The sequence below is a fragment of the Streptomyces aculeolatus genome (genome assembly GCF_020400605.1).
GTDB classification, from domain to species: Bacteria; Actinomycetota; Actinomycetes; order Streptomycetales; family Streptomycetaceae; genus Streptomyces; species Streptomyces aculeolatus.
The window spans coordinates 1-4580 of the sequence record NZ_JAINRD010000057.1 but is presented as its reverse complement, the minus strand read 5'-3'; the positions used below and the strand labels follow the sequence as shown (position 1 = coordinate 4580).

Annotated in this window: 2 protein-coding genes; both read left to right on the top strand. The window is 71.9% G+C overall.

All coding sequences use genetic code 11. The features are described from left to right. A partial coding sequence (locus LG396_RS38620; RefSeq protein ID WP_225798282.1) for a type I polyketide synthase occupies positions 1–3948 on the top strand: 3948 nt, incomplete at its 5' end. Between the two features lie 53 nt (positions 3949–4001). Beyond that, a partial coding sequence (locus LG396_RS38615) for a beta-ketoacyl synthase N-terminal-like domain-containing protein (RefSeq protein WP_225798281.1) occupies positions 4002–4580 on the top strand: 579 nt, incomplete at its 3' end.

Here is a 4580-nt window from a genome sequence, read left to right as displayed (position 1 = left end):
CTGTGGTCCGGGCGCGCGAAGCTGGAGCACCGCGCGGGAGTGATCACCACCGACCGCACGGAACTCCACGAAGCCCTCACCGCACTCGCCGCCGGCACCGCGCACCCGGCGCTGGTCACCGGCCCCGGCTCGGCTGAGACCGGAGGCCGCCTGGCGGTGATGTTCTCCGGGCAGGGCAGCCAGCGACCCGGCATGGGCCGCGACCTGTACGAGTCCTTCCCCGCCTACGCCGAAGCCCTGGACGAGGTGTGCGCCGCGCTGGATGAGCATCTGGCCACGGGCACTTCGCTGCGAGAGGTGATGTTCGCCGAACCCGGCAGCGAGCACGCCGCGGTGCTGGAAACGACGCTCTACACCCAGCCCGCCCTGTTCGCCCACCACGTGGCCGGCTACCGCCTGCTCGAAAAGGCAGGCGTCCAGCCCACAGCGCTCATCGGCCACTCCATCGGCGAACTCTCCGCCGCCCACCTCACCGGCACCCTCCCCCTCACCGTGGCCGCCGACATGGTCGCCACCCGCGCCAAGCTGCTCCACACCCTCCCCGACGGCACCGGCATGCTCGCCGTGCAGTCCGCACCCGAGCCCCTGACCGAGTACCTCGACCGGCACGCGCAGGTGGAGATCGCCGCGTATAACTCCGAGGTCTCCACCGCTCTCGCCGGGCCCCTCGACGCCCTCGAAGAGCTGAGCCAGGAGCTGGCCGAAGCAGGCATCCGCACCAAGGCGCTGAAGGTCGCACACGCCTTCCACACCGCGCACACCGAGCCGATCCTCGACACCTTCACCGGCCACCTGACGGACCTCTTCAACCGCCACACCCTCGGCGACGCAGACATCCCCGTCATCTCCAACATCACCGGACAACCAGCCACCAACGGACAGCACCACGACCCCGAATACTGGGCCCAGCACATCCGCCAACCCGTCCACTTCCACCAGGGCATCACCCACCTCACCGAAGAGAGCGTCAGTCTGTTCACCGAGGTGGCCCCGCATCCCACCCTTGCCGCCCACCTGCCGGTCGGCGTCCGCAGCACCCCCCACCTGCCGGACGAGACCCGCACCCACCTCGCCGTACTGACCGCCCTCCACGCCCACCACCACCCCGCCGACCTCGCCCCCCGCCTCCCCCGGTCCGGCGGCGAGCTGCGGAGCCTGCCCACCTACCCCTTCCAGAGCCTGCCCTACTGGCTCGACCTCCCCGCTCAGGTCACCAGCGCCACCGACCTCGGCCAGGCGACGACCACGCACCCGCTGCTGCACGCCGTCGTCCAACTCGCCGACGGCGTGGACGAGAGCGCCGCGACCACGGTGTTCACCGGCCGCGTGAGTCTGAAGACCCACCCCTGGCTGGCGGACCACGCCGTCGCCGGTACGGTCCTGCTGCCCGGCACCGCCCTCGTCGACCTCGCCCTCCACGCGGGCGACCACACCGGAGCCACCCACCTCGAAGAGCTGACCCTCCACGCGCCCCTGACCCTCGACGAGGCCGGCACCCACGACCTTCAGGTCACCGCCTCCGTCCGGGGCGGGAGCGACGACAAGGGCGAAGGCGCCGGCCGGTGGCAGGTGACGGTCCACTCCCGCCGCCGCGCCCCCGACGACGCCGAGCCGGAGCCCTGGACCCACCACGCCACCGGCGTCCTCACCACCGAACCGGCCGAGCAGGCCGCGCCGCTGGTTCAGTGGCCGCCCACGGGGGCGGAGCCCGTGGAGGTCACCGACCTCTACCCCCGCCTGCTCGCGGCGGGCTACGAGTACGGGCCCGCCTTCCAGGGCGTCACCGCCGCCTGGGCACACCCTGACGGCACCCTCCACGCCGAGATCAGCCTCGCCGAGGACACCGACGTCACGGGCCACGCCATCCATCCCGCGTTGCTCGACGCCGCCATCCACCCGCTCGCCACCCGCACGCTCCTCGCGGACAGCAAGGCGGCGGAACTGCGGCTGCCGTTCGCGTGGACCGGCGTCACCGTCCATGCCACGGGCGCCACCGAGCTACGCGCCACGCTCACCCCCACCGGCGCCCACGGCCACGACCTCGCCCTGCGGACGTGGGACACGACAGGCGCGCCGGTGGCGACGATCACCGCCCTCAACACCCGGCCCGTCGACGCCACCGCGCTCGCCGGTGCCCCCCACGCGAACACGGCCACCCGCAACAGCCTGTTCCACCTGGCGTGGCGCACCGCCGCCACTCCGCAGGGCCAGGCTCAGGTGGATCTCGACCAGGTCGACGTGTACGCGGCCACCCCGGCGGAGGACGACTCCCCCGCCGCCGCCCACACCGCAACCGAGGCACTGCTCACCCACCTCCAGAGCTGGCTGGCCGACAACGACGAGACGGACCGACGCCTCGTCGTCCTCACCCACCGCGCCGTCGCGACGAATGCAGATCAGGACGTGCACCTGGCGCACGCGCCACTGTGGGGCCTGGTCCGTACCGCACAGAACGAGAACCCCGACCGCATCCACCTCATCGACACCGACACCGACAACACCCCGGACCTCACCGCAGCCCTCGCCACCGGCGAACCCCAACTCGCCCTCCGCAACGGCGACATCCTCATCCCCCGTCTCACCCGCTCCACCAACGACGCAGCGACCGAACCCCGCCCCCTCAACCCAGACGGCACCGTCCTGATCACCGGCGGCACCGGCGGCCTGGCAACCCTCACCGCCCGCCACCTCATCACCGAACACGGCGTACGCCACCTGCACCTGGCCTCACGCAGCGGCCCCGACCACCCCAACGCCGCCGCCCTGAGCAGCGAACTCACGGAGCTGGGCGCCCAGGTCACTGTCACCGCCTGCGACACCACCGACGCGGACCAGGTCACCGCCCTGATCGCGGCCATCGACGGCGACCACCCCCTCACCGCCGTCATCCACACCGCGGGCGTCCTCAACGACACCGTCCTGGGCAAGCTGACCGCCGACGGCCTCCACTCCGTTCTTGCGCCGAAGGTGGACGCCTCGTACCACCTCCACCGCGCGACCATGGGCCTGGACCTCGCCCACTTCGTCGTCTACTCGTCGGCCGCCGGCACCCTCGGCAACCCCGGCCAGGCAAACTACGCCGCAGCCAACACCTACCTGGACGCCCTCGCCCACCACCGCACCCGGCAGGGCCTGCCCACCACCAGCCTCGCCTGGGGCTACTGGGAGCAAGCCACGGGTCTGACCGGCCACCTCAGCGACAACGAGGTCCGCAACGTCACCCACGGCACCACGCCCCTCACCACGGACCACGCCCTCCACCTCCTCGACACCGCCCTCACCACCCCCCAGCCCCACCACCTCTGCACCCCGCTCAACCCCAGCACCCTCCGCACCACACCCCACCTCCCCGCGCTCCTCCGCGACCTCGTGCCCGCCCCCCGGCGCACCGCCGCGCGGGGGCACGGTGCGCAGCCGTCGGGTGCGGACCTGGCCGACCGGCTCCGGGCGCTGCCGCCGGAGGGGCAGCAGAAGCTGCTGCTCGACGTCGTGTGCAGCGCGGTCGCCGCGGTGCTCGGGCACGGCGGCGCGGACGCGATCGATCCGTACCGCCCGTTCAACGAGCTGGGCTTCGACTCCCTCACCGCCGTCCAACTCCGCAACCACCTCACCGAGGCGACCGGGCTCCGCCTGACCTCCACGCTGATCTTCGACTACCCCACGCCGAACGACCTGGCGCGTTACGTCGGCGAGGGCATCGGTCCGGACGAGACGAGCGTGGAGACCTCCTTCCTGGCGGAGATCGACAAGCTCGAACTGACCCTGATCGACCGTTCCGCGGAGGACGCCGGGCGAGTGAAGGTGACGCGCCGACTCCAGGCCCTCCTCACCCGCCTCAACGAGACCGCGGGCTCGGCGCCGGCCGGCGAGGACATCGAGACGAAGCTCCGTTCGGCGTCCAACGACGAACTCTTCGACCTGCTCGACGGCGATCTCGACCTTTCCTGACCCCGGCGGCGTCCGCGCCGCCCCAGCAATTCCGTACAGAGGAGCGACGACCAATGTCGGACGAAGCCAAGCTTCGGGAGTACCTGACCCGCGCAGTCGCCGAGCTGCACCAGACGCGGCAGCGCCTGCAGGACGCCGAGACGGCAAGGCAGGAGCCGATTGCGATCGTTTCGATGGCCTGCCGGTACCCGGGCGGGGTGCGTTCGCCGGAGGACCTGTGGCAGTTGGTCGCGGACGGCACGGACGCGATCTCCGGCTTCCCCGGCAACCGCGGCTGGGACGTCGAGGGCCTCTACGACCCCGATCCCGACCGGACCGGGAAGAGCTACTCGCGCGAGGGCGGCTTCCTGCACTCGGCGGACGAGTTCGACCCCGAGTTCTTCGGCATGAGCCCGCGGGAGGCCACGGCCACGGACCCGCAGCAGCGGCTGCTGCTGGAGGCCGCCTGGGAGACGTTCGAGCGCGCGGGCATCGACTCCCACTCCCTCAAGGGCAGCAAGACGGGCGTGTTCGCCGGGGTCATGTACGACGACTACACCGGCCGGCTCATGCACCAGATCCCGGAGGGCTACGAAGGCTTCCTGGGCAATGGTGGTGCGGCGAGTGTGGCGTCGGGTCGGGTGGCGTACACG